Origin of the sequence: Micrococcus sp. GbtcB5 (genome assembly GCF_019091605.1) — a bacterium.
GTDB classification, from domain to species: domain Bacteria; phylum Actinomycetota; class Actinomycetes; order Actinomycetales; family Micrococcaceae; genus Micrococcus; species Micrococcus luteus.
The window spans coordinates 1-278 of the sequence record NZ_JAGXJK010000176.1 but is presented as its reverse complement, the minus strand read 5'-3'; the positions used below and the strand labels follow the sequence as shown (position 1 = coordinate 278).

General features: G+C 76.6%; 1 protein-coding gene. It reads right to left on the bottom strand.

The window, feature by feature from the left end; translation table 11 throughout:
• Positions 1–278, bottom strand: a 278-nt coding sequence (locus KVS67_RS14195) for a metal-dependent transcriptional regulator (protein ID WP_305799837.1), incomplete at both ends; no start/stop codon positions are given.

Here is a 278-nt window from a genome sequence, read left to right as displayed (position 1 = left end):
GGGGTCGGTCTGCACGCCCTCGGCCAGCCCGCGGTCGCGGAACCGGCCGGCGGTGGCGGCCTCCTCGGAGAGCCGGGCGCCCGCCAGGCCCATGTCGCGGCCCCAGTCCTCGGCGGAGGCCTGCTCGGGCCGGGGCGGGATCGGGGTGCCGTAGGGGGTCTCGGTGGGGTCCTCCAGGAGCGTGAGCAGGCGGCGCTCCACCTGGTCGCTCATCACGTGCACCCAGCGGCAGGCCTCCTCGTGGACGAGCTCCCACTCGAGGCCGATCACGTCCGCGA